Annotated in this window: 22 protein-coding genes; 9 read left to right on the forward strand and 13 right to left on the reverse strand. The window is 33.5% G+C overall.

Going from position 1 to position 23,579, the window contains the following annotated elements; genetic code table 11:
• Positions 1-34: 34 nt before the first annotated feature.
• The 5 genes from KA830_RS01200 (at position 35) to uidA (ending at position 8,063) form a co-directional block, all read left to right on the forward strand.
• Positions 35-1,393 carry a gluconate:H+ symporter gene (locus KA830_RS01200; RefSeq protein WP_019470075.1) on the forward strand — a complete coding sequence of 453 codons (1,359 nt, stop codon included), beginning with the start codon at positions 35-37 and terminating at the stop codon, positions 1,391-1,393.
• A 492-nt stretch (positions 1,394-1,885) separates the two neighbouring features.
• On the forward strand, positions 1,886-2,956 hold the full coding sequence (locus KA830_RS01205; protein WP_073344150.1) for a YkvI family membrane protein: 1,071 nt from the start codon (positions 1,886-1,888) through the stop codon (positions 2,954-2,956).
• A gap of 135 nt (positions 2,957-3,091) precedes the next feature.
• Positions 3,092-4,306, forward strand: coding sequence for a helix-turn-helix domain-containing protein (locus KA830_RS01210; protein ID WP_070657969.1), 1,215 nt, complete (start codon positions 3,092-3,094; stop codon positions 4,304-4,306).
• A gap of 523 nt (positions 4,307-4,829) precedes the next feature.
• Positions 4,830-6,233, forward strand: coding sequence for an MFS transporter (locus tag KA830_RS01215; protein WP_204180000.1), 1,404 nt, complete (start codon positions 4,830-4,832; stop codon positions 6,231-6,233).
• A 36-nt stretch (positions 6,234-6,269) separates the two neighbouring features.
• A complete protein-coding gene (gene uidA / locus KA830_RS01220) occupies positions 6,270-8,063 on the forward strand; it encodes a beta-glucuronidase (RefSeq protein WP_046206795.1) in 1,794 nt (597 codons plus the stop codon).
• Positions 8,064-8,453: 390 nt separating this feature from the next.
• Here the strand turns inward: uidA and KA830_RS01225 are convergent, their stop codons facing one another.
• Positions 8,454-10,178: a glycoside hydrolase family 3 protein gene (locus KA830_RS01225; protein ID WP_192946488.1), complete on the reverse strand. Its 1,725-nt coding sequence runs from the start codon at positions 10,176-10,178 to the stop codon at positions 8,454-8,456.
• A 4-nt stretch (positions 10,179-10,182) separates the two neighbouring features.
• Entirely contained in the window at positions 10,183-11,028 is an 846-nt protein-coding gene (locus KA830_RS01230; protein WP_064209288.1) for an HAD hydrolase-like protein, read from the reverse strand.
• A gap of 449 nt (positions 11,029-11,477) precedes the next feature.
• Between KA830_RS01230 and KA830_RS01235 the strand changes: the two genes are divergently transcribed.
• Together KA830_RS01235 and KA830_RS01240 are read left to right on the forward strand one after the other, a co-directional pair.
• Positions 11,478-12,143, forward strand: a complete 666-nt coding sequence (locus tag KA830_RS01235) for a beta/alpha barrel domain-containing protein (protein WP_080760389.1) — start codon at positions 11,478-11,480, stop codon at positions 12,141-12,143.
• 315 nt (positions 12,144-12,458) lie between these two features.
• The gene (locus tag KA830_RS01240; protein ID WP_019470083.1) at positions 12,459-12,650 is read left to right on the forward strand and encodes a hypothetical protein; all 192 of its coding nucleotides are present in this window, start codon (positions 12,459-12,461) and stop codon (positions 12,648-12,650) included.
• A gap of 181 nt (positions 12,651-12,831) precedes the next feature.
• On the opposite strand, the gene KA830_RS01245 is transcribed toward KA830_RS01240, so the two are convergent.
• Positions 12,832-13,101 (reverse strand): DUF1413 domain-containing protein, encoded by a 270-nt coding sequence (locus KA830_RS01245; protein WP_019470084.1) that lies wholly within the window; start codon positions 13,099-13,101, stop codon positions 12,832-12,834.
• A gap of 189 nt (positions 13,102-13,290) precedes the next feature.
• Between KA830_RS01245 and KA830_RS01250 the strand changes: the two genes are divergently transcribed.
• Entirely contained in the window at positions 13,291-13,998 is a 708-nt protein-coding gene (locus KA830_RS01250; protein ID WP_019470085.1) for an SDR family oxidoreductase, read from the forward strand.
• Positions 13,999-14,071: 73 nt separating this feature from the next.
• Positions 14,072-14,572, forward strand: coding sequence for a GNAT family N-acetyltransferase (locus tag KA830_RS01255; protein WP_204180001.1), 501 nt, complete (start codon positions 14,072-14,074; stop codon positions 14,570-14,572).
• Between the two features lie 129 nt (positions 14,573-14,701).
• On the opposite strand, the gene hisIE is transcribed toward KA830_RS01255, so the two are convergent.
• From hisIE to KA830_RS01305, 10 genes are all read right to left on the reverse strand, one after another.
• The gene (hisIE, locus tag KA830_RS01260; RefSeq protein ID WP_019470087.1) at positions 14,702-15,331 is read right to left on the reverse strand and encodes a bifunctional phosphoribosyl-AMP cyclohydrolase/phosphoribosyl-ATP diphosphatase HisIE; all 630 of its coding nucleotides are present in this window, start codon (positions 15,329-15,331) and stop codon (positions 14,702-14,704) included.
• Positions 15,328-16,086: an imidazole glycerol phosphate synthase subunit HisF gene (gene hisF / locus KA830_RS01265; RefSeq protein ID WP_046206799.1), complete on the reverse strand. Its 759-nt coding sequence runs from the start codon at positions 16,084-16,086 to the stop codon at positions 15,328-15,330. Before hisF ends, hisIE begins: the two co-directional genes overlap by 4 nt.
• Positions 16,083-16,787, reverse strand: coding sequence for a 1-(5-phosphoribosyl)-5-((5-phosphoribosylamino)methylideneamino)imidazole-4-carboxamide isomerase (hisA, locus tag KA830_RS01270; protein WP_204180002.1), 705 nt, complete (start codon positions 16,785-16,787; stop codon positions 16,083-16,085). The genes hisF and hisA overlap by 4 nt, the downstream gene beginning before the upstream one ends.
• Positions 16,787-17,359 carry an imidazole glycerol phosphate synthase subunit HisH gene (hisH, locus tag KA830_RS01275; RefSeq protein WP_019470090.1) on the reverse strand — a complete coding sequence of 191 codons (573 nt, stop codon included), beginning with the start codon at positions 17,357-17,359 and terminating at the stop codon, positions 16,787-16,789. Before hisH ends, hisA begins: the two co-directional genes overlap by 1 nt.
• Positions 17,356-17,934 carry an imidazoleglycerol-phosphate dehydratase HisB gene (gene hisB, locus KA830_RS01280; protein WP_019470091.1) on the reverse strand — a complete coding sequence of 193 codons (579 nt, stop codon included), beginning with the start codon at positions 17,932-17,934 and terminating at the stop codon, positions 17,356-17,358. Before hisB ends, hisH begins: the two co-directional genes overlap by 4 nt.
• Positions 17,921-18,916, reverse strand: coding sequence for a pyridoxal phosphate-dependent aminotransferase (locus KA830_RS01285; RefSeq protein ID WP_019470092.1), 996 nt, complete (start codon positions 18,914-18,916; stop codon positions 17,921-17,923). Before KA830_RS01285 ends, hisB begins: the two co-directional genes overlap by 14 nt.
• Positions 18,909-20,171, reverse strand: coding sequence for a histidinol dehydrogenase (gene hisD / locus KA830_RS01290; RefSeq protein ID WP_348634548.1), 1,263 nt, complete (start codon positions 20,169-20,171; stop codon positions 18,909-18,911). The genes KA830_RS01285 and hisD overlap by 8 nt, the downstream gene beginning before the upstream one ends.
• Positions 20,161-20,778 (reverse strand): ATP phosphoribosyltransferase, encoded by a 618-nt coding sequence (gene hisG / locus KA830_RS01295; RefSeq protein ID WP_019470094.1) that lies wholly within the window; start codon positions 20,776-20,778, stop codon positions 20,161-20,163. Before hisG ends, hisD begins: the two co-directional genes overlap by 11 nt.
• Positions 20,779-20,794: 16 nt before the next feature.
• Entirely contained in the window at positions 20,795-21,610 is an 816-nt protein-coding gene (locus KA830_RS01300) for an ATP phosphoribosyltransferase regulatory subunit (protein WP_046206802.1), read from the reverse strand.
• A 392-nt stretch (positions 21,611-22,002) separates the two neighbouring features.
• Entirely contained in the window at positions 22,003-23,301 is a 1,299-nt protein-coding gene (locus KA830_RS01305; RefSeq protein WP_046206803.1) for a D-serine ammonia-lyase, read from the reverse strand.
• Positions 23,302-23,579: the final 278 nt, after the last annotated feature.

Genomic DNA, 23,579 nt, shown 5'->3' on the forward strand with positions numbered 1-23,579 from the left:
ACGATTATGTTAAGTGTTAAAGGGGAGAACAATTATGTTTGAAACAATTTGGCCATTAATTACAGTGGTTATAGGTATCGTTGTATTATTATCATTAATCATTTTCTTGAAGTTAAATACATTTATATCATTAATTATTACATCTATTATCACTGCTATTTTACTCGGAATGCCGTTAGATAAAATTATAGAAACCATTGAAAATGGTATGGGAAGTACTTTAGGTCATATTGCTCTAATTTTTGGTTTAGGTGCGATTTTAGGTAAACTATTGGCTGATGGTGGTGGTGCTACACGTATTGCCGATACATTGATTAAAAAGTTTGGACACAAACACGTACAATGGGCAATGTTGATTGCAGCCTTTATTGTAGGTATAGCGCTATTCTTTGAAGTAGGATTAGTACTATTAATACCATTAGTATTTACAATTGCAAAACGCGCGAATGTATCACAATTAAAACTTGGACTTCCTATGGTTGTAGCACTATCTGTGACACATGGATTCTTACCACCACATCCGGGACCAGTTGTAATTGCTAAAGAACTACAAGCTAATTTAGGTCATGTGTTACTTTACGGTATAATTATAGCAATACCTGTTACCATTATTGCAGGGCCATTATTTAATAAAGTGGCACAAAAAATTACGCCAACTGCTTATCAACGCGAAGGTGATATCTCAGCTTTAGGTGCGCAAAAAGAATTTTCAGAGTCTGAAATGCCTGGATTTGGTATCAGTTTACTAACAGCAATTTCACCAGTTATTCTTATGTTACTTTCTACAATTGTTCAGTTAGTGACGGGTAATGAAGAAGCGACAAATGGCTTTGAATCCTTCATTTACTTTATAGGTACTGCTGGTACAGCGATGTTAATTGCCGTTTTGTTTGCAATTATAACAATGGGTGTCAGACAAGGTAGAAAAAATGCTGAAATCATGGATTCTGTATCAAACGCAATCTATCCTATTGGAATGATGATTTTAATTATAGGCGGCGGTGGTACTTTCAAACAGGTACTGATAGATGGTGGTGTTGGTGACACAATAGCTAAAATGTTTGAAGGTACTGAAATGTCTCCTATATTACTAGCATGGGTAGTTGCAGCCGTTTTAAGAATTGCTTTAGGCTCATCTACAGTAGCCGCAATTTCATCAACAGGCATTGTATTGCCATTACTACAATCATCGGACGTGAATGTTGCATTAGTAGTATTAGCAATTGGCGCAGGTAGTGTTATCTTATCTCATGTGAATGACGCAGGCTTTTGGATGTTTAAAGAATATTTTGGTTTAACTGTTAAAGAAACGTTTCTAACTTGGTCATTACTTGAAACGGTTATTTCTGTTTCAGGACTAGTTTTTATTTTTATATTAAGTATCTTTGTATAATAAAATCACATAAAAACACATATAAATGGGTGTGTGTTACGAAATAGAGTCTGGAACATAAAGTTCTTGAACAAGTGAAAAAAGGCAATTTCTATTGAAATCATATAGAAATTGCCTTTTTCAATATTATTTTAATTATAGTTAGGTCATTGATTTACTACTTGGGTTAATATAGGTCCTTATTTTTAAAAATATTTTAATGTGAATTTAGACATAAATAAGTCGTAGTATTGATGAGTAACAATGAATCACACAGATGGACTGAATTAAATCATCTTCATGTTATTTTTCTAGGGTTTATGTTCCAAATGCTATATTGCATGAATTGCTTAGTCTTTTAAGTATTTCAACATAAATTATGGATAAAATGATAAAATTGAGTAATCGTAGAAATTTTAAGTAGTTTAGATGCCAAATATACAATAATCATAGTTATTATAATTGAAATTTTATTTAAGTTGTATATAGTAGACTCAATAAGGGGGTAACATGATGAAAAGAATATTACTGATTGCTAGTGCTTTTATCGGTGTCATCGTTGGTGCTGGATTTGCTTCTGGACAAGAAGTGCTGCAATATTTTACTAGTTTTGGTATTTTGGGCACTTTGGGTGCTATCATTACCACAGCGTTGTTTGCTTATGTTGGGATGATGCTTGTTTGGTTAGGGAGTAAGTTTGATACAGATTCACATAAAGTCGTTATACATAATATTACTGGAAAATCATTATTTGGAAAATTATTGGGATGGATTATTGATTTAGTCATTATCTTTACTTTGTTTGGTGTCGGTGTAGTGATGATTGCAGGTGCTGGGTCAAACTTAAATCAACAATTTGGGGTACCATCGCTCGTTGGTACATTATTAATGACTGTATTAATCATTCTTGCAGGAATGTTAAAGGTAGAAGGTGTAGTTAAAGTTATTGGCAATATTACGCCGTTTTTAATTATTTTTATATTAATTATTTCGATTTATAGTTTCTTAACTACAAATGTACCATTTTCTGAATTAAATACAATTTCAGATGCGAAACCTTCGACATTACCTAATTGGTTTGTTGCAGGTATTAATTATGCTTCATTTAATACAGCAGTAGGTGCTTCAATGGCTATTGTAATGGGTGGAGCAGAAAAAAATTCAAAAGTAGCAGCAATTGGAGGCTTAGTAGGTGGCTTGATATTGGGTGCTATGATTGTCTTAAGTCATTTAGCAATTTTTACACAAATCAATATTGTCGGTAATATGGAAATGCCTATGTTAGGTATTGTGAACCATATATCACCAATTCTAGGTATCATTATGGCAATCGTGATATTTGGTATGATTTTCAATACAGGACTAGGTATGTTTTATGCATTTGCAACACGTTTCACTGTTGTAGATTCTATACGTTTTAAGATATTTTATACTATTACAATCCTTGTAGGACTTTGCTTAAGTTTTGTCGGATTTACGGATCTAGTAGCAATCTTCTATCCATTAATCGGTTATTTAGGTTTGGTGCTTATCTTTGTCTTATTCTATGCGCCGTTTAAATTAAAATTTGGTAAGAAACAATAGACACAGAGTGATCAATAGCCTTACATGACTAAATATATAAAATACTAAAAATAAATTAAATATTTTTTATTCATTTGATACTCTATTCCTTAATATTTAGATATAATAAAAATATAAGGAATGGGGTGTTTTTTTATGAAAAATGAAACGCTAGAAATATTGCAAATGCATGCTATACAATTGTTGGGTATTCAGTTAGAAGGTTATGATATGGACAACATAAATGCAATTAGTAACCATATTAAGACACCTTTTATGAATACTACCAAAAAACAATATAGAAATGAGTTGAAACATTTTATTGTGCATATGCAAAGTAATAAAATTTATCACTATAAAAATAGTTTTAATGTTAGCTTTTTGATTTTTAAATTTAAAAAATATAGAAAAATATATATTATTGGACCTTATATGGATAAACGACCCAATGAGCGCCAATGTAATGAAATGTTACTTAATTTAAATATTAAAATTTCTAAGCTTCCTACACTGAAACAATATCTACTTAAAATACCAATATGTCATCATGTTAAAGCACAAAAAATGTGTCGTTTAGCAATTCGTTTTTTGAAGAAAAGAAATATTGTCTATGAAACGGTAGAAATTGACTTCAGTTTTCATGCAAATGAAACATTTTTAGCTGATTCTAAGCTTCAAAGTGATTACACATTACAAGAAATAGAATATAGATATAATTTAGAAAATCAATTGTTGACTGCAGTAGAAAACGGAAATGTCGAAGAAGCATTAACGATTTTAAAAAAGATGAGTTTGTCTGTGACTGGTTTACGACGAGTGAAGGATGATCTATCAAATGAACAATATAAAGCATATTTGATCAATACTTTATGCCGTAAAGCTGGTGAAAAAGCGGGTGTAAGTCTTATACATATCGATGAAATATCCGCTCGATATGCTGCAATGATTGATCGGACATTGGATGTAGAAGTATTGGAAGAATTAACGTATGCAATTGTAAAGGAATATGCAGAAAGGGCTATGAAAATTAAAGCGAATGCCTTTAGCCCTAAAGTAAGTAAAGTGATTCAATATATTGAAAGAAACTTAGATAGTAATTTAACTTTAGAAGAATTAGCGAATTATGTAAATTTGGCACCTAGTTATCTATCAAGAATTTTTAATCAGGAATGTCATCAATCTTTATCACAATTTATTACAGCACTAAGAATAAAAAAAGGGCGTGACTTAATAGCGCGGACAAAAATGACTGTTGCCGAAGTGGCAAAATATGTTGGTTTTAAGGAACAAAGTTATTTCGCACAATGTTTTAAAAAGCAATATGGCAAGACACCATTGAAATATCGGACGGAACATAAAGAATTTTATTAGTAGATATAATGAAAAATCAGAAAATTAAATATTCAATAAAAAAATTGTAAAAAAAATTAGGAAAATATCAAAAAAATCATAATTATCTCTGAAAATAATTAAAATAGCACCAATTCACATTAAACTTAGAGCTAATTTAATATTTTCCGCGCAATTGTATGTAATAAAGTATAGTATCAATTTGGATTGGCGTTATTACAGACTTTAGCAATAGTTGAAAAAAAATAGCATAGATGGATAAGTAAGACACAATTTTAACAACGTTGTTATTTTTTATTGACTGTTGTCATTATAAAAATATAATAAAAGTAAGAGCTCTATCAAAAAGTGTTAAGGGTGTATGCACGTGAAAATAATAAGCGTATCTATTCTAGAGGGTTAAAAATTTTTTATGTACGTAAGAAAACGCTTTCAATTCTATGGGGAAAGTTATGATTGATGGCCACATTCAATAAAACAGACTATGAAACTGCAAAGATGAGGTGCACAAATGTTGTTTCGATAGTGGAAAGAGGTAATCCTTATGGTTACAGCCAGATTAAAACCGGCAAATAAGAAATTGAAAAAATTTAACGAAATTGAATCACCGAAATTAAAATTCAAAGAAAAACTAGCTTATGGATTTGGGGATTTAGGTAACGGATTAATGTTTGATATGGGGCAAATTTATTTACTGCTTTTTTATACAGATATTTTGGGAATTCCGTCTGCCGTTGGTGGTCTCGTATTTTTAGTTGCTAAATTTTTCGATGCATTTGTAGACACGGGTGTAGGAACTCTTGTCGATAATCAGAAGAATTTTTCAAAGCGAGGAAAATTTAGACCATTTATTTTATATGGGAGCGTTCCATTAGCAATATTGACTGTTTTAACTTTTATTTCTCCTGATATCAGTGAAACAGGTAAAATTATATGGGCATTTGGAACATATTTACTATTCAATGCTGCTTATTCTGTCGTGAATATACCTTATGGTTCATTGTCTGCCTCAATGACGATTAATGCGGATGATCGAACACAATTATCAGTGTTTCGTAATTTAGGGTCACAAGGTGCCATGTTTATTTCAGGCATTGTTATTATTCCGTTAGTAAGTCTATTTCCGAATCATGCGATTGGTTATCCGATTGCAGTAGGAATACTTGCAATTGCAGGTGTCACACTACATATGTTGTGTTATAAGGGGGTTAAAGAGCGTCATACAATTGAACGTCCGCAAGTAAAAGGTTTAGGGCGTAAAGCGTTTTTTAATTTACTGAAAAATAGACCATTTATAATTCTAGCAATTTATACATTGTTAACGATTACTGCTTTATTTTTACAACAAGGTGCGCAACTATATTATTACAAAAATGTACTTGGTTTTGATAATTTAATAGGAATTGTAAGTACATTGAATTTTATTGTTTTAATACCAGCATTATTCCTAACTACTTTCTTAAGTAAAAAAGTAGGTAAAAAAATGACAGCAGTCATAGGCGTAAGTGGTTTTATTATTTTCCAAATTGTGAACTTTTCGTTATTTTCAGAGCAAATTGTACTTTTCTTAATATTTAACACGATTGCACAATTATTCTTAGTTATTCCAAATACGGTGACATGGGCGTTTATAGCTGATGTTGTAGAATACGGACAATGGCAATCAGGACTTAGATCTGAAGGTATTATTTATGCAAGTTATAGTTTTACTAGAAAAATTTCACAAGGCTTAGCAGGTTTTATACCAGGTATGGCATTAACAATTATTGGTTATGTACCTAATACGGCACAAACGCCTGATACAATATTCGGTTTAAAAATATTATTCTTTGTGGTACCCGCGGTCATTTGTTTAGTTGCAGTGATACTTTTCTTCATTGCATACCCATTAACAGATCAGAAACATAAACAAATTGTTAAAGAACTAGCACTTAGAGAGGAATTATAACTATTTTGTATTTAATTTTATGAGAGGAGCATTTATATGCTATATCCAGTAACAAATGAACAGAGAAGTATCATAGACTTAAATGGTGTTTGGCAGTTTAAATTAGAAGAGAACTATGATCAAATAGATGTAACGAAACCTTTGGACACTGATTTAGTTATGGCAGTACCTGGTTCATATAATGATCAAGGCGTGACTGCAAACATACGTAATCATGTAGGAAACGTTTGGTATGAAAGAATGTTTACGATACCTAACGTACTATCAGATGAACGTATTGTGTTGAGATTTGGTTCAGCTACACATAAAGCAACTGTTTATATCGATGGTCAAGAAGTCACATCACATCAAGGAGGATTTCTACCATTTGAAGTGGAATTAAATCAAAAATTCTCTACAGGAAAACATCGTTTAACGGTTTGTGTAAATAATATATTAGACGAAACGACTTTACCTGTTGGTAATTATAGCGAAACCACAGACAAAGATGGTAATTTGATTAAAAGAAATAAACCTAATTTTGACTTTTTCAATTATGCTGGTTTGCATAGACCCGTTAAAATTTATACAACACCACAAACATTTATAAAAGATATTGAAATTGTTCCAGAAGTTAAAAATAATGTGGCAGATATAAATTATAATGTTTCCATCAATGAACCAGTGGATGATATCTTAATTAAATTGATAGATGAAGCGGGAAAGGTTGTAGCAGAAACGACTGGTGCACAGGGTTCTATCAAGGTTGAACAGCCGCATTTATGGCAACCTTTGAATGCTTACTTATATCATTTAGAAGTAACGTTAGTAGATAATAACCAAGCTGTAGATAGTTATACTGAGCGTTTTGGTATACGATCTGTGGAAGTAAAACAGGGGCAATTTTTAATCAATGATCAACCGTTTTATTTTAAAGGATTTGGTAAGCATGAAGATACCTATTATAATGGCCGAGGATTAAATGAAGTAACAAACGTTATGGATTTCAATCTGATTAAATGGATTGGCGGTAACTCATTTAGAACGTCACACTATCCTTATTCTGAAGAAATGATGCGATTGGCAGATGAACAAGGTATTGTTGTCATAGATGAAACAACTGCTGTCGGCGTGCATTTAAACTTTAGCACTGTATTATATGGTGTGTCTACAAGAGATACATTTAAAGAAATTGGAACGAAAAAAGCACACGAATCTGTTATCAAAGATTTGATTGATAGAGATAAAAACCATGCATGTGTAGTAATGTGGTCAATAGCTAATGAACCAGCTTCAACTGAAGAAGGCGCAAAAGAATATTTTGAGCCCTTGGTCAACTTAGCACGTTCTTGCGATCCACAAAACAGACCTGTAACAATCGTAACCATTTTAATGTCACAGCCGGATAATTGCCAAGTTCAAGATTTAGTAGATGTATTATGTCTGAACAGATATTACGGATGGTATACACAAACAGGCGATTTGGAAGCTGCTAAAGAAGCTTTAAGAACTGAGTTAGATGGTTGGAGTGAAAAACAACCGCATAAGCCAATTATGTTTACAGAATATGGTGCGGACACAGTAGCAGGATTACATTCACTAAATGATGAATTATTTACGGAAGAGTACCAAATTCGTTATTATGAAGCAAATCATGAAGTCATTGATCAATATCCACAATTTATTGGTGAACATACATGGAATTTTGCAGATTTTGAAACATCTGCAGATATTATCCGTGTCCAAGGAAACAAAAAAGGAATATTCACGCGTGAACGTCGCCCTAAAGCAGTTGCACATTATTTCAAGAAACGTTGGGAAAACATACCTAACTTTGGCTATAAATCATAAACAACTAAATACAATTATAAGTATATTCACCCTGAAGCCTATAACAAGCTTTAGGGTTATTTTGGTTTTATAGAAAAAGGGGTATCAAATTGAATAATATGATTTAGCGGCATTATATATAATAAAATGTATTTTGTATGTTTAGTAAGTTCTAGTATAAATTAGTTTGTTTAGCTTTATGATCGTTATAAAAGGAGACAAAAGAGTACTGTGTTGACGCTGTAGATAATGAAATACGTGAATGTGTACAGTTCGAACAAACATACTCTAGCTATACCCATACGAAAGTATTTCGATATAAAAAGGACTAATCTCATTTTAATGTGAGAGATTAGTCCTTAATTTAAGCATAGGTATTATATCCTAAGCATGATATTATAACTCGCTTTTTTATAATTTTGCTTGCCATTTTTCTGTCCATACTAAGTCATTATATTGACCTTTAAATTCACTTTCTCCCATGATCTTATCAATGGTTTGTTTAATATTTTCTCTGTTGGAATGATAAGCGTTTATATAAGCTTTAACCATTGTTGCATCATGCAGGTGAGTCGTGAAATTGGTAGAAATAAACACGGTTGGTACTTCATGTACATACCACGGTATTTCATTGCTCATGGCTGTACCCCATTTAATGCGATAGTTATTTTCAGCAGCATAGCCGATAATATTTGCAAATACTAACGCAGCGTCTACTTTTTCACGATATTCTAATGTTTTACCTTTAATACGTGTTGAACCATCATTTAATGTCACATTAAATCCACGAGATTCGAGTTCTTTTATAATATCATCTGTGACGTTATTCGCTGATTTATAGATGCCATCTTTTTCGCCTTCGATCACATAAAGCATAATATTTTTATGTGTTTCAGGTCGGATAGGTAATTGATTTAAAGTGTTTTTTACAAGTGTTATGCCTAAATCAGCTGCTTCTGCGCGCATTTCTAAATGTTCTGTACAACCGATAATATCTAATGCTTCTTGAGGTTGAATGATTGAACCGTCTTCTTGTTTCATGTGAAGATTGAGTTGTGCTTTTAAACCTAAGATACGTCTTACGGCATCATTTAATCTCTCTTCTGTGATGACCCCGTTTTTATAACCATTGAGCATAAATTGGTAATCTTCTTCCAAATCATTGAAGAACAAGAACATATCACAACCAGCTGCAATGGCTAATGGAACATAATCTTCGCGACGCATAGAAGCAGTCATACCTAACATATGGCTAGCATCAGTAACGACTAAACCATTAAATTTCATATCATCTTTTAGTAAATCAGTAATTAGTTCAGAAGAAAGAGTTGCAGGTAAAATGTCTTTATCTTCGAGACTTGGATTTAATTTTTTTGAATAAGCAGGTTGTGCAATATGTCCTGCCATTATCATCTGTACACCGCGATCAATGTGATGTTGATAAACTTTTCGGAAGCTGTCGTCCCATTCATCGGTAGATAGTTCATTTACTCCAAGCACCAAGTGCTGGTCACGCTCTTCCGTACCGTCTCCAGGGAAGTGTTTGATACATGTAATCATATCGCGTTCAGCATTAAAGCCGTCAATAAATGCACTTGAATATTTAATAACTGTTTCAGCATCTGTGCCATATGCACGTGTATTAACGATTGTATTGCGCCAATTCTTAAGTATGTCTACACAGGGATCGAAATTAATGTGTACACCAAGTGCTGAGGATTCACGTGCTGAAACGAGACCAGCATTATATGAAACTTTTGTATCTTGGGCAGCTTCACATTGAGCAGCACTTGCGATATATGTACCATCTTTACATGCACCATTTCCTCCTGAATCACAGTTTGCTGCTACAAGTACTGGAACTTTCGTATGCCTTTGTAAATCATTGAGTAAGTTTTGAACTTCTTCTTTGTTTCCACCTTCATATCGAGCGCCACCAATGTGATAACGTTCAAGTATATCTTTATTAGTTAAGTCTGCGTCAAAAAATTTTTTGCCACCTTCTAAAGAAAATAAGTTAAAAAATAATTGACCAATTTTTTCTTCGTCTGTTAATGTACCAAGTGTTTCTTCTACCCATGCTATTTGATTGTCATTTAAATGATAGGGTGATGCTGTCAAATCTACTTTAACCATAGTGTTAGTTCTCTCCTTCAAAATTATTAAAAAATATTTGTTTTAAAGTGTCATGTGTGTATTGGTTGAAATGACCATCTTTAAACAATTTTAAATATTTATTGTTAAAGTCTAGCCACGATTGATCTTCATGACCTGCTAGTATTGGATAAAAGTACATACCATGAGATTCTGCTGCTTCTAAGTCTCCTTTGGCATCTCCTAACATGATGATGTCTTCTAAGTTGTAATATTGTTTTAAGTGCGCTAAACAGTGCTCTTTTGTACCTGCTTCTTGTGCAAACATGCCACTTAAATAGTCTGTTAATTTGTATGTTTCCCACTCATATTCTACTGCCGCTAAATTTGCTGATGACACAATTGCGATATCGGCAAAAGTTGAAGCATTTTGTAGAGACGTTTGTACGTTTTTAAATGGTCCAATACTTGGTAAGGTTTTGATAATTGCATTAACACGGTGGGACCATGATAATGCTTTTTGTAATCCATTTTGTTGCGGATTGTTTGATATAGCTTTTTCGAGTGCTGGATTAGAGAAAGCATCTGTTGTTTGCACCCACTGCTTAATATGCTCGTATCCCTCAATATGAATCCCTTGTTCAACAAGTTCACTTAACATGCGTTCTAATCCTTTAAAGCGATTAATACCTCTAGTGATTTCATATAAATTTATATCATTCCAGCGCTTTAATAGTTTGGACTCTATATTTTCTAAATCCCATTCTTCAACAATAGCTGGTCCAAATGCCCGCTCATGCTTGATAGTCATAGAATCGATGGCACATCCGTCAGAATCAACACAAATTAATTTTTTAAACCTAGGTTTGTAATGTGATAAAGAATCAATCATTTAATCTGTTCCTCTCAAGTTAAAATATGTGCTTTATCATATACCATTGCCTTACTTTTAAAATACTATTGGAAGCAAAACTCAAGGATATAATAAAGCGCTTTCTTTATAATATTAAAGTTAGCATTCATAATAGAAAAAAACTAGCGCATTTCGTGTAACTTTGTGAGTATAATCACAAAGTAGATGTTTTATGTCATTTTATTACTAAAATAGTTATTTTATTAATAAAAATATTGGCTATTTGAGAGAAGTACGTGATCAAAGGTGCGTACATTTTATTTTTGATCTATCTCATCTATGGCATCCATTTTGTAAATAAAACATCAATATGCTACATAGATACTAATGATTGCTCAAATTGTTAACAAAATATAATGAATCTTACTATGAAAGGGTTACGTAGTCATCGATTGACGAAAAGTAGATAAAAATTACAATGAAATAAAATGGATTGGAAAGGACAGACGCTAATGGATAAATTGCTGACTTTGGAACAATTACACCGAAACTACTTGGTAGGAGTAGTTAAGGGATCTACTTGTGATGATGCTATATTGAAAAGTGAAAAAATGATTGAGGGTGGTATGAAAAATATTGAAATAACATCTAACACGCCCTATGCAGAATTGGCCATAAAAGCGTTAACCCAAAAATTTGGTAAATCAATTATCATTGGTGCAGGTTCAGTTCAAAATGTTGTAACCGCACGTGTAGCGATTATAAATGGTGCTCGCTATATAGCAACGTCGCATTTAGACGTTCAAATAGCGCATATTTGTAATGTATACCAAATACCTTACATGCCAAGATGTGGTTCGAAAGATGAAGTAACTAAAGCGATACAGTATGAAGTACCAGTGATTAAGTTGTATCCTGCAAATATATTAGGTGTACCTTTTTTGAAAAATATTCGTGAAATCTTCCCCAATATACATATGATACCTTATGGCGGCATGTCATTAGAAAATATGGAGCAGTGGTACAAAAGTGGTGCCTATGCTATCGGTATTGGTAATGCATTAACTAAAGGGACACAAAAAAACCACTTAGATATGATTATTCATCAAACACATGCATTTGTAGAAAAATTAAATTCAGTGCGTTTGAGCTAAATGATTAGCTAAAATATGACAGCAATTTATCTAATGGTATAACTAACGCTTCGTGATTAAGCGCAATATTAACGAAATAGGTACTATAAATGGAATTTTATCGTTAACCTATGATGCGTATTTTTAAAATCAATCATTTTTAAAATTAAACAATTTGTCAATTTAAAAATGTGTGAAATATATTAAAAAGGACTAAAAGTGATTATTTTGTGAAATTAATCACAAAACACTTTAAATTCTTAACGTTATCGATTATGATAAGGGTGTAGAAGATAACAATGCCTAACGAAAGAAAAAATACGGAGTGATTATTAAATGAGAAAAGTAATTGAAGAAGTCATTTTTTCAAATGAAAGCAGTTATGATATATACACACATACTGGTGTGAATCAAGGCATTATTAATGACATTAAAGATGGATACAGAAGTATTGATTATATAGCTTATATTGATGCAGAAAAATTATACAACTATGGATTAGAAAAAAAGCTACTAGTAAGTAATTAATACACTGTATTCATCTAGTAGCATTGAAGTTTATACACATATACTTCATCGTATCTTGTGTGTAAAACTTCATGAATATTATTCTCCCTAGTATCACCTTTCATGATTTATTTAGAGCCCTTACAAAGTGGAAAAGCCTATGTTACTGTTCATCCAGTAACGTAGGCTTTTCTCATCATGATTAAACATAAGATTTAAAGTTATGTTTGATTTCATTATAGTTATAAATAGAATTATACATACGCATGCGAATGTGATCTTGTGAAGCATATGAAATACGCAATACATTACTTTGGGTGACATATTTTCTGAATTCACGTTCATATTGCTGGCGCTGGTTAAGCGATAGTCCAAGCCACTCTTCTTCATTAAACAATTGTTCAAAACGAAAGTCGAAACTTGTACTATCAATATTATTTCTTAGTTCTTTTATTCTTTCAGTGAAGTTCATGGATCATCCTCCTAATTTATTTAAAGATAAGTGAGTTATGTATGATATACCCACTTTATAATGATTTAGTGTATATGACAAGTACACATGCTTATGAGCTAACTCATTGTTTCAAGGGGGAGGGCACATGGTACAATCTTTGAGGACAGGGTATAAAATATAAAATACGTTTGATGAAAGGAAGATTCGATGGTTAAATTAGAGAACAAGGTTGCAATCATCACTGGTGCTAGTAGTGGCATTGGTGCTAGCATAGCAGAGGTGCTATCAAGTCACGGTATACAATTACTATTAACTGGTCGTAATGAAACAAAGCTGAAAGATGTTGTGAATCGTATTCGTTCAAACGAACATCATGCACAGGTTGAATATTTAATAGTGGATGTGACACAGCAACAAGAAGTTGAACGTTTAATAGCATATGCAAAAGAACAATTCGGTCGCTTGGATATACTTGTAAATAGTGCGGGTCAAATGATGTCTTCTGCTGTAACGGACGGTAATGTAAAGGCTTGGGAATCAATGATTGATACAAATGTGAAAGGGACACTATATGGCATTAATGCAGTTATACCAACATTTTTAGCTCAATCTAGTGGCCATATTATTAACATTGCTTCTATCTCAGGTTTTGAAGTGACGAAAATGAGTACAATATATAGTGCAACGAAAGCTGCAGTGCACACGATTACGCAAGGATTGGAAAAAGAGCTGGCTAAAACTGGCGTTCGAGTGACAAGCATATCGCCAGGTATGGTAGATACGCCTTTAAGTGGCCAGACAGATTGGGGAGAACGTAAAAAGCTAGAACCCAAAGATATTGCTGAAGCGGTAGTTTATGCATTACAACAACCTTCACATGTAAATGTAAATGAAATTACTGTCAGACCAGTCTAATATATATTTTTAATGTTACGACGTTGAGTCAGTTAATAGTAAAGTGATAATATAATGTGAAAGTAGGTAGGGCATGGAGTTTAGATGTCTTAAGAAAAGCGATGTAGAAGCATATCGCTCATTGCGCTTACAGTCTCTACAAACTGATCCTACAGGTTTTGCTTCAACTTATCAACGTGAGCTTCATTTACCAATTGAACGTTTTGAAGAGAGGATAGGGTCGAACGAAAGACATTTTACAATGGGTGTATTTGACGATGGAAAATTAATCGGTTATGCAACTTTTTATCGAGAAATATTAGAAAAAGTGATGCACAGAGGTAATTTAGTCGGTGTATATTGTGATCCACAATATAGAAAACAAGGATTTACTCAACAACTAATTCAAAAAATGATAGATATTGTCACTGAACAAGGTGTGGTTAAAACTATAGGTTTATCGGTTCTTACGGAAAACCAAAGTGCTATTAAATTATATGAAAAATTAGGATTTCAGAAATATGGCATTGAACCAAAGGCACTTTATGATGGCAAACGGTATTATGATGAAGATTTGATGGTGTTATTTGTATAAAAAATTAATAAATTCAAAACTATAGGCTAAAACAGTTATGATCTGTTTTAGCCTATAGTTTGATATATGAGTATATATTAGTGAAATTAACTGATTATGAAAAATCATGAAGCAATCAGTAAATCGAATTTACCAATTTTTTATATCTGATCTTTCTCCTTTAAAGTTATTGGAAACTTGATGACGTTTTGACAAAGTTTTCTCAATATCTTCAAATTTGATGTTCAATGCATGTAAAAGTACAAAAAGATGATACATTAAATCAGCAGTTTCATTTGTTACTTCTTCTTGATTAGATTTCATAGCACCGATTACGACTTCAAAAGCTTCTTCACCAAACTTCTTCGTGATTTTTTCTAAACCTTCATTCAATAAATATTGTGTGTATGAATTTTCTTTATTAGAGTTAGCGCTTGAAGATACAGTGTCTTCGAGCTGTTGTACATAGAAAGGAACCGTTGTATTGAAACAACTCTGGCTCCCAGTATGACAAGTTGGTCCATTGGGAATTACATCTATCAATAAGGTGTCTTGATCACAGTCTAGGTGTACATTTTGAACGACTTGGGTGTGACCAGAAGTTTCTCCTTTGGTCCATAAGCGGTCTTTAGAACGTGAATAAAAACAAACCTTCCCCTCAGCTAACGTTTTGTTGTATGCATCTTCATTCATATAACCAAGCATAAGCACTTGTTTTGTCTGAACATCTTGTAGTATGGCAGGAATAAGCCCTTTACTAAAATCAGGTTGTTGTGTCATCTTATTGGAATACCTCCTTGAGCCATTGATTGTTTAATTTCATTTACTGTGGTTTCTTTGTCATGCAGTATGCTAGCAGCTAATCCTGCCGAGACATTTGTTTGTTTGAATAAATCTACAAAATGCTCTGGATTGCCGCCACCACCAGAAGCAATAATAGGGATGTGCACAAGTTGTTCAATCTCATGTAAATGGTTAACATCAAAGCCTTGTTTCATCCCATCGTGTGTCATGCTTGTTATTAATAATTCGCCAGCGCCAAGCGCCTCCACTTCTTGAACCCAGTCATAGACACGTTTATCTGTACGTTTCTTTCCGCCATGTGTATAGCAAAAATAATCATTTAACTCTGTATCAAAGTTACTATCTATAGCGATACAAATACATTGGCTTCCAAATTTTTCACTGGCTTCTTGGATAAAAGCAGGGTGCTTTAATGCGCTAGAGTTTAGAGATACCTTGTCAGCACCATGATTTAGCAACTGGGAAATGTCATCAATTGTGGAAATGCCGCCTCCTACTGTAAGTGGAATGAATAGTTTTTCAGCAGTTTCTTCAATAACATCTAACATAAGCCCATGGCCAGCTTCAGTTCGAGAGATATCTAAAAAGACTAATTCATCTGCACCTTGCTCGTTGTAATAAAGTGCATAATCCACAGGATTTCCAAGGTCACGTAGCCCTTTAAATTGTATGCCTTTGACAACGCGGCCATCTTTCACATCTAGGCAGGGGATAATTCTTTTTTTAATCATGATAATCCCTCCCAAAATGCATGGTTGTGTGCAGCTTTACCAACGATTGCTGCATGAACACCAAATTTTTCTAATTGTTCTAAGTCTTGTTGATGACGAATACCACCAGAAGCAATGACAGGTTTTTGTGTTGCTTTGACAAGCTGTGCTGTTATTTCAAAGTTTGGGCCAGCCATGCGACCATCTTTAGAAATATCCGTATAGATGATACCTCCCAATGGTAGCGATTCGATTTGCTGAACCAAATCGAATAAGTCTAGATGTGCATCTTGTTCCCAGCCGTTTATTTTTATTTCGCGCTGATATGCATCTACTGATAGATAGAGTTTGTACGGATATTGATGAGACATTTTGGCTAACCATTCAGTATCTTGAATGCCTTTTGTTCCAATAATACAATAGTCTATACCGTCAGCAAAATAAGCTTTGATTGTTTCATAACTACGTATACCGCCACCAACTTCCATAGGTTTATTGGTCAGGCTTCTTAATTGTTTGATGTAGTCCTGTTCAATAGATGTTTGCTGCTTGGCACCGATTAAATCTACAATATGAATACGATCTACACAGTCGAACTTTTCATAAAAAACGACGCTATCTTCGGCACTGCGCGTCATTTTTTCTTCTGAATCATATTTTCCTTCAGTCAGTCTCACACTTGTTGCATTAATTAAATCAATAGCTGGCCAAATATTGATCATTATAAGAAACCACCTTTCAGAGCTTGATTAAGTATCGCTAAACCATCTTCACCACTTTTTTCAGGATGGAATTGGATACCTATAAAATTTTTATATTGAACAATTGCAGGAATCAACGTGCCATAGTCTGCATAAGCAACAACATGATCTGACATTTCAGCTTGATAGGAATGTACAAAATATACATCTTGCGTTAATGTTGTATAATTGCTGATTAAATTATTCCACCCTAAATGCGGTACCGGATAAGGTGTTTGAATAGGTATGATATTTCCTGGGAAAAGTTGTAATCCTTCTACATCACCTTCTGCGCTGTGTTCATAAAGCAATTGCATACCTAGACAAATACCGATGATCGGTTTATGTGATATATTTTGTAAAATAGACTTTAATCCCCGTTTTTCAATCGCTTGCATAGCATCTTTAAAATGACCTACACCGGGTAATATAAGGGTATCTGCTGCCTCAATATCCTCTACACGATCTGTTAAAATTGCATTAAAACCTAAACGATTAAGCGCACGTTGTATGTTTTTAATATTTCCTAAACCATAGTCAATCACTGCAATCATTCAATCACACCCTTAGAAGAAGGAGTGATATTAGCGTCATTTGAGACTAATGCATCTTTAAGCGCACGAGCAAAAGATTTAAATATACTTTCTATTTCATGGTGTGTGTTTCCACCGCGAATTAAGTCAATATGCGTTGTTAGACGTGAGTTGATAACAAGTGCTCTGAAAAATTCCTCAACGAGTTCAGTATCAAATGTACCTACTTTTTCTTTACTGAATTGAGCATTAAAAGATAAATAAGGTCGTCCACTAATATCTACGACTGTACGCGCAAGTGTTTCATCCATGGGTATGTAACTAACCCCGTAACGTTGAAAATATTTACGTTCCTTTACCATCGATAACAGTAACTGTCCAAGAACAATACCAATATCTTCTGTCACATGATGATCATCGACTTGAACATCTCCATTTGCTTCTATAGATAAGGATAATTGGCTGTGAAAAGTAAAGAGTGTCAACATATGATCCAAAAACCCAACGCCTGTATGAATATTACTTTCACGGTGGTCATCAGCCAGAGAAATGCTTAATTGTGTTTCTGCTGTATTACGTGTTTTATTTAGTATCATATTGCGACCTCCAATTTTTAATAAGTATAAATAATTGATCTAATTGTTCATCTGTAGCAATAGAGTATCGTACATAGTCAGACATTTCTGGTTCATCGTATAATCTTGGAAGGAATCCATTGTCTTTAATATAAGCACCTAAACTTTGCGCAGCTTCTCCTTTGGTTAATACGAAATTTGTAGCAGAAGGGAAGACTACCATGACATCGTCAACAAGTTCATGAAACATATCTTTTAATTTGCGGGCAAGCTGTCGTTGTTGCTTTATAAACGCGCGAGTCATTGTTTGATTTTCAAACATATAAATCGCGATATGAAGCGTAATTGTATTCAAAGGATACGGATGCTCAATGCTTTGGATGAGTTTGATGGTATCATTAGTACCGATGAGCACACCTAGTCTTAAGCCAGCGATACCAAACGCTTTCGAGAGCGTACGCATTTGAATAACATGAGGTTGCATCTTAATATCATAAGATTCACCAAAATCTAAGTAAGCTTCATCAATGATAAAGTAACCACCCAATGTTTGCATCTTATCTGCAATAGCCATTAAAAATGTCGTACTATATTGTAAGCCAGATGGATTATGTGGATTACTCATAATAAAGAATGCAGGCTGTACTTCATCAATTCGTTTTAAAATCATTTCTAAATCAAATGTTAAATCTGAATTTGCTGGTACAAATTCAATAGGTCGAGCTACCTGATTAGCATAAGCTTGATACATGAAAAAGTCAGGATCTAAGGTCAATGCCGGTCCTTCTGGCATGATTAACATTAATTTTTGAATGAGCTCATCAGAACCATTACCTGCTATGACTTGATCAGGAGAAATATTATGAAAAGCTGCATAAGCTCGTTTGAAGCGCTCATACTCATCATCAGGATAAAAGTTAAATGCTGCCTGTTGAATAATTGTTGCAAGTTGTTCATTAGATAATGGTTTAAGTGGACTTTCATTTTTATTAATTCTAATCATTGTGTGGCTCCTTTGTTGTTCGAATTTCTATGGATTGTTCGTGATTATACAAGTGTTCAATATGTGCTAATTTACGTGCGGATTGTTCAATGTTTTTAAATGTTTGTTGTGATAAATCTATGACAGAATGTCTCGTTAAGAAATCATTCACAGATAGACCATTGGTAAAACGAGCAGTCTGATTTGTAGGTAGTACATGGCTTGGGCCAGCAATATAATCTCCGATAACTTCTGGAGAATAATGTCCTAAGAAGAGTGCACCTACATATTTCACATGGTTGATATAGTCATGTGGACATTGTGTTTGTATAGATGCATGTTCCGGTGCAATTTGATTCATCAAATCGCAAGCTTCAGTAAAGTTTTCTACTGAAATTAAGAAGTGATTGTGTTTTAAACTGGCTTCAACAATAGGTTGCCGTTTGATTTGTCTTAGAGTTTTTTGAATATTATTTTCTAATTGTTGTAATAAGTTTTTATCTTCGCTGATGACAAATGTTCTAACGAGTTCATCATGTTCTGCTTGAGCAAATACATCATAAGTAATGGCATTTATGTCAGCCGATCGATCAATGATTAGTGCAATTTCACTTGGACCAGCAATCTGATCAATGCCAACTTGCCCATATAAATATTTTTTGGCATAGGCAACATATTGATTTCCAGGTCCAACAATTTTATCCACTTTAGGAATTGTCTCAGTACCATACGCAAGAGCAGCAATACTCTGTGCGCCACCAACTTGGTAAACTTGATCAACACCAGCAATATAACAGGCAGCAAGTACAATATCAGGTATACCTTCAATTTGTGGTGGAGTAACGACGACGATATTTTTAACACCAGCAACTTTAGCAAGTGTTACAGTCATTAACACGGTGGAGGGATAGCTAGCTTTACCACCTGGGACATAGACACCGACACGCTCTAACGGGTGATATATTTCGTAACATTCTGAATTATCCTGCTGATGCTCTTGTTTAATAGACATTTGATATGCCTTAATTCTGTCATGACTTTGTTCAAGAGCTTCCCGTATAGATGAGTCAATGCGTTGATAAGCAGTAAATAAGTCTTCCTTAGAAACTGATAATTGTGATGTTTCTACTTTGTCTAGTTTTAGATTGTATTCCTTTAAGGCGTCGTCCCCTCGAAATTTCACTTGATCACAAATTTCTTTTACGATTGGATATAAATCTTCGTTTAGTTCAGATTGGTTCAGGTAGTTATTCATAAATGTTTCTTTATTTGTAATCAATGAGCGTCACCTCCAAAGTTTTAATTAAATCATCAATTTCAGTTGATTTTTTAAAATATGATGCCTTATTTGTAATGAGTTTAGCATTGATGTTTTTAATCTTTTCTTTTTCAACTAAGCCATTTGACTTTAAAGTAGTACCAGTTTGAACAATATCAACAATGCCATCTACCATATCTACCAAACATGCCAATTCAATTGAACCTGATAGTTTTACAAGCTCAACATCTAAACCTTGTGCTTCAAAATATTGACGTGCTGTTTGGGTATATGAAGTAGCTACTTTTTTAAATTGATAAGCTTCTGGTTTAGCAGCAAGTGAAAAGTGACATTCGCCAAAAGGTAAATCCAGTAAGTTGTTAATAAAATAATTACCTTCTTCTAAAATATCGCTGCCGACGATGCCAATATCTGCAACGCCTTGTTCAACATATATCGGTACATCACTACCCTTGACTAAAATAAATTGTATATCATTAACTGTTATAAGTAATTGACGCTCTCTTTGTTCAAGTGCATATGCTATTTCAGTTTCTCTTATTTCATTTAAATACTTTATAAAACTTTTAAGTAATCTACCTTTTGCCAATGCGACAGTAAGCATGATTTTCACTCCTTGTTTATAGTATAAAACCTAGTCCAAAGCCTTCTAATTTCCCTTTATAAAATCCACCAGTGAGACGCTGAGTTTTATTATTTTTTAAATGACATTTCATGAATGATCCTTTGTAATAAGAACGTGGTGGTCTAGGGGTTATATCAAGATGAATTTCAGTAATATTTTGTGATTTAAACCATTGTTCCCACCGATGTAAAGACTGGATGGTGCGATGGTCATGTGGAAATAGTTGTGTTAATAAATCAAGTTGTTCAGTTGTTTTTGTAGTGAGCAACTGTACCACAGGATGCGCAAGACCTAACTGTGCAGTTAACTCTGAAATATTTCGCTCTTGTATAAGATTTAATATCGATTGGCTTTGTTCGCTAGCTGCTAATAATAAATCGATTAATTGATAATGTCCTAAAATGACAAAGTCGATATCATCATTCAACGTATATTTAATAAAGTTATAAAACGTTTTAAAATCGTTTTGCATATCTGTAACAGTTGGGTTGTAATGTTCTATACCTAATTGAGTGTAAACTTCATTATTTCTGACTATTGGACCACTATAAGCTAAACGTTGTTGTTCAGGTTGATAATTACTGTAGTAACGCAATAATTGGTCAGTGAAATCATTGCGCAAAGCAAAAATATGATGGTCATGTTGCCAAAAGCTACGCTCTGTCATTTGTTGTAAATCATCAGGCGTAAGTGATTGCCAGGATAATGATTCTATAAAACTAAAATCAACAAGTTTAAAATCCGCTTGTTGAAAATGTTTTAAAAATGATAATTCATATTCTTTGTTATTAATAAGTGCTTTCGTATCCATAGTATAATGACCATCCTTTATTAAATACTTTGTTTCTCTACCGAACTAAAGTGAATTGATAAAACATACTTTAACACAGTTGATTTTAGAATTCAATAAATATTCAGAAAATATTCTTAGCAACGTGACTTTAGACGCTTTTATCTATATTTATATAAAAAAATAAAACCTAAAATATTGTTTTAGGTTTTAGAGTGAAAGTAAGTGTGACGATACCACTTCGAACATATTATATTTATTATAAATTTTAACCAAGCCTAATGCCATCATTGAAAAAGAAGCAAGGTTATTATATATGCGTTTTTTAGATAAGGTATCGAGCAAAACATAAAGTGGGGTGTATACTTAAAGTTAAATGTTTGTTGTCAGGTATGTTTCTAAATCGTTGACGTTTATGATTGTTTGCCTTGAGCCACATATTTTAACATTTCTTCCTTAGGTACCATATTACCGCCAGTTGCCCATACAATATGATTGGCATTAGATAAATTAAAATGAGTTTTGTCGGTATGTTTCAACACTGCTTTTAAACCTGCAAACCCTGATGCTGCAGAGGGTTCAACAAATATACGTTCCTTTTGACTAAGCAAATATAAATATCGGTACATTTGTTGATCTTCTACAGTAAAAGCACCATATAATAATGAATTCATTATATGACCAACGAGTTTTGAAGGTCTGGCAACAGCAAGACCATCTGCATCAGTACGGCCGTCTAATCCAATATCTGTTACAGCTATTTGGTTGTGCAGTTGTGTCATCATTCCTAATGTCATGCATGGTGCATGTGTAGGTTCAGCAAAAAGACAATACACATGATCGCCAAATACTTGATTTAATCCAAAGGCAACACCACCTGGACCTCCACCAACACCACAAGGCAGATAAACAAAAAGGGGATGTTGTGCATCTACTTGTATACCTTCATTGCTAAGTTGTGTTTTTAACCGTAAAGCAGCAACTGTATAACCTAAGAAAAGATCAGCAGAACCTTCATCGTCTATGAAATGACAAGTAGGGTCGTTTTCTGCAGCCTTCCGTCCTTCAGCAACTGCATATTGATAATCAGATTGGTGCTCAACAACTTTCACACCGCGTGACCGAAGTAAGTCCTTTTTCCATTGGCGCGCGTCACTAGACATATGTACAATAACTTGAAAGCCTAATTGTGCACTTATGATGCCAATACTTAAACCTAGGTTACCAGTTGAACCGACAGCAACGGTATATTTACGAAAGCACGCTTTATATTTTGATTCGGATAAAATTTTGTAATCATCTGTATATTTTAAACCACATTCCTTTATAGCGATAGATTCAGCTAGTTTTAGAACTTCATATATACCACCTCTTGCCTTTATAGAGCCTGAAATAGCAAGATGACTATCGCATTTAAGCCATAATTTACCACTTTGCTCAAGGTGTTCAGAGTCAACTAATGCTTGTTGCATAAAAGGGATTGCTTTTAGTGGGGATTCAATCAGACCATGGTCTTTTTCAGTTTTAGGAAAAACATTACGTATATAACTGCTAAAACGTTCTAACCTTGCTGCAGCATCTTCTATATCATCTAATGAAAAAGGAAATGTTTCATCATTACGAAAATTTGGATTTTTCCAAAATATCGGTTTATATTGTTGCATGTCATTGACTAAAGGAAATTTACTTTTTAATTTTTCAACATTTATCATAAGTGACACCTCATAAAAGTTAATAGTATTTAGTGTTTATTATAGCAAAATTAGATACATAAGATGTTATATAACTGATATTTCAAAATGCTATAAGTTGAGAATGAGATGAATTTTTTTGTTTAAGTAAGAGGATATCATACGAAACCGATAAAGATGATTTCGCTATAAGGATTACCTGAGCTTTAGCTCATGCATAAGAACCACTAACCCAACAAGTTGGGAAGTGAAAAAGTTTACTTTCTCTCTGCTGTTCGAAAGTATAAGAACCACTAACC

Origin of the sequence: Staphylococcus sp. GDY8P119P, assembly GCF_017892075.1 — a bacterium.
Lineage (GTDB): Bacteria > Bacillota > Bacilli > Staphylococcales > Staphylococcaceae > Staphylococcus > Staphylococcus ureilyticus.

Excerpts from the sequence above, each read along its gene's own strand:
- KA830_RS01200 (WP_019470075.1), top strand. The coding sequence starts at position 35 with ATGTTTGAAACAATTTGGCCATTAATTACAGTGGTTATAGGTATCGTT.
- KA830_RS01205 (WP_073344150.1), top strand. The coding sequence starts at position 1,886 with ATGAAAAGAATATTACTGATTGCTAGTGCTTTTATCGGTGTCATCGTT.
- KA830_RS01210 (WP_070657969.1), top strand. The coding sequence starts at position 3,092 with ATGAAAAATGAAACGCTAGAAATATTGCAAATGCATGCTATACAATTG.
- KA830_RS01215 (WP_204180000.1), top strand. The coding sequence starts at position 4,830 with ATGGTTACAGCCAGATTAAAACCGGCAAATAAGAAATTGAAAAAATTT.
- uidA (WP_046206795.1), top strand. The coding sequence starts at position 6,270 with ATGCTATATCCAGTAACAAATGAACAGAGAAGTATCATAGACTTAAAT.
- KA830_RS01225 (WP_192946488.1), bottom strand. The coding sequence starts at position 10,178 with ATGGTTAAAGTAGATTTGACAGCATCACCCTATCATTTAAATGACAAT.
- KA830_RS01230 (WP_064209288.1), bottom strand. The coding sequence starts at position 11,028 with ATGATTGATTCTTTATCACATTACAAACCTAGGTTTAAAAAATTAATT.
- KA830_RS01235 (WP_080760389.1), top strand. The coding sequence starts at position 11,478 with ATGGATTGGAAAGGACAGACGCTAATGGATAAATTGCTGACTTTGGAA.
- KA830_RS01240 (WP_019470083.1), top strand. The coding sequence starts at position 12,459 with ATGAGAAAAGTAATTGAAGAAGTCATTTTTTCAAATGAAAGCAGTTAT.
- KA830_RS01245 (WP_019470084.1), bottom strand. The coding sequence starts at position 13,101 with ATGAACTTCACTGAAAGAATAAAAGAACTAAGAAATAATATTGATAGT.
- KA830_RS01250 (WP_019470085.1), top strand. The coding sequence starts at position 13,291 with ATGGTTAAATTAGAGAACAAGGTTGCAATCATCACTGGTGCTAGTAGT.
- KA830_RS01255 (WP_204180001.1), top strand. The coding sequence starts at position 14,072 with ATGGAGTTTAGATGTCTTAAGAAAAGCGATGTAGAAGCATATCGCTCA.
- hisIE (WP_019470087.1), bottom strand. The coding sequence starts at position 15,331 with ATGACACAACAACCTGATTTTAGTAAAGGGCTTATTCCTGCCATACTA.
- hisF (WP_046206799.1), bottom strand. The coding sequence starts at position 16,086 with ATGATTAAAAAAAGAATTATCCCCTGCCTAGATGTGAAAGATGGCCGC.
- hisA (WP_204180002.1), bottom strand. The coding sequence starts at position 16,787 with ATGATCAATATTTGGCCAGCTATTGATTTAATTAATGCAACAAGTGTG.
- hisH (WP_019470090.1), bottom strand. The coding sequence starts at position 17,359 with ATGATTGCAGTGATTGACTATGGTTTAGGAAATATTAAAAACATACAA.
- hisB (WP_019470091.1), bottom strand. The coding sequence starts at position 17,934 with ATGATACTAAATAAAACACGTAATACAGCAGAAACACAATTAAGCATT.
- KA830_RS01285 (WP_019470092.1), bottom strand. The coding sequence starts at position 18,916 with ATGATTAGAATTAATAAAAATGAAAGTCCACTTAAACCATTATCTAAT.
- hisG (WP_019470094.1), bottom strand. The coding sequence starts at position 20,778 with ATGCTTACTGTCGCATTGGCAAAAGGTAGATTACTTAAAAGTTTTATA.
- KA830_RS01300 (WP_046206802.1), bottom strand. The coding sequence starts at position 21,610 with ATGGATACGAAAGCACTTATTAATAACAAAGAATATGAATTATCATTT.
- KA830_RS01305 (WP_046206803.1), bottom strand. The coding sequence starts at position 23,301 with ATGATAAATGTTGAAAAATTAAAAAGTAAATTTCCTTTAGTCAATGAC.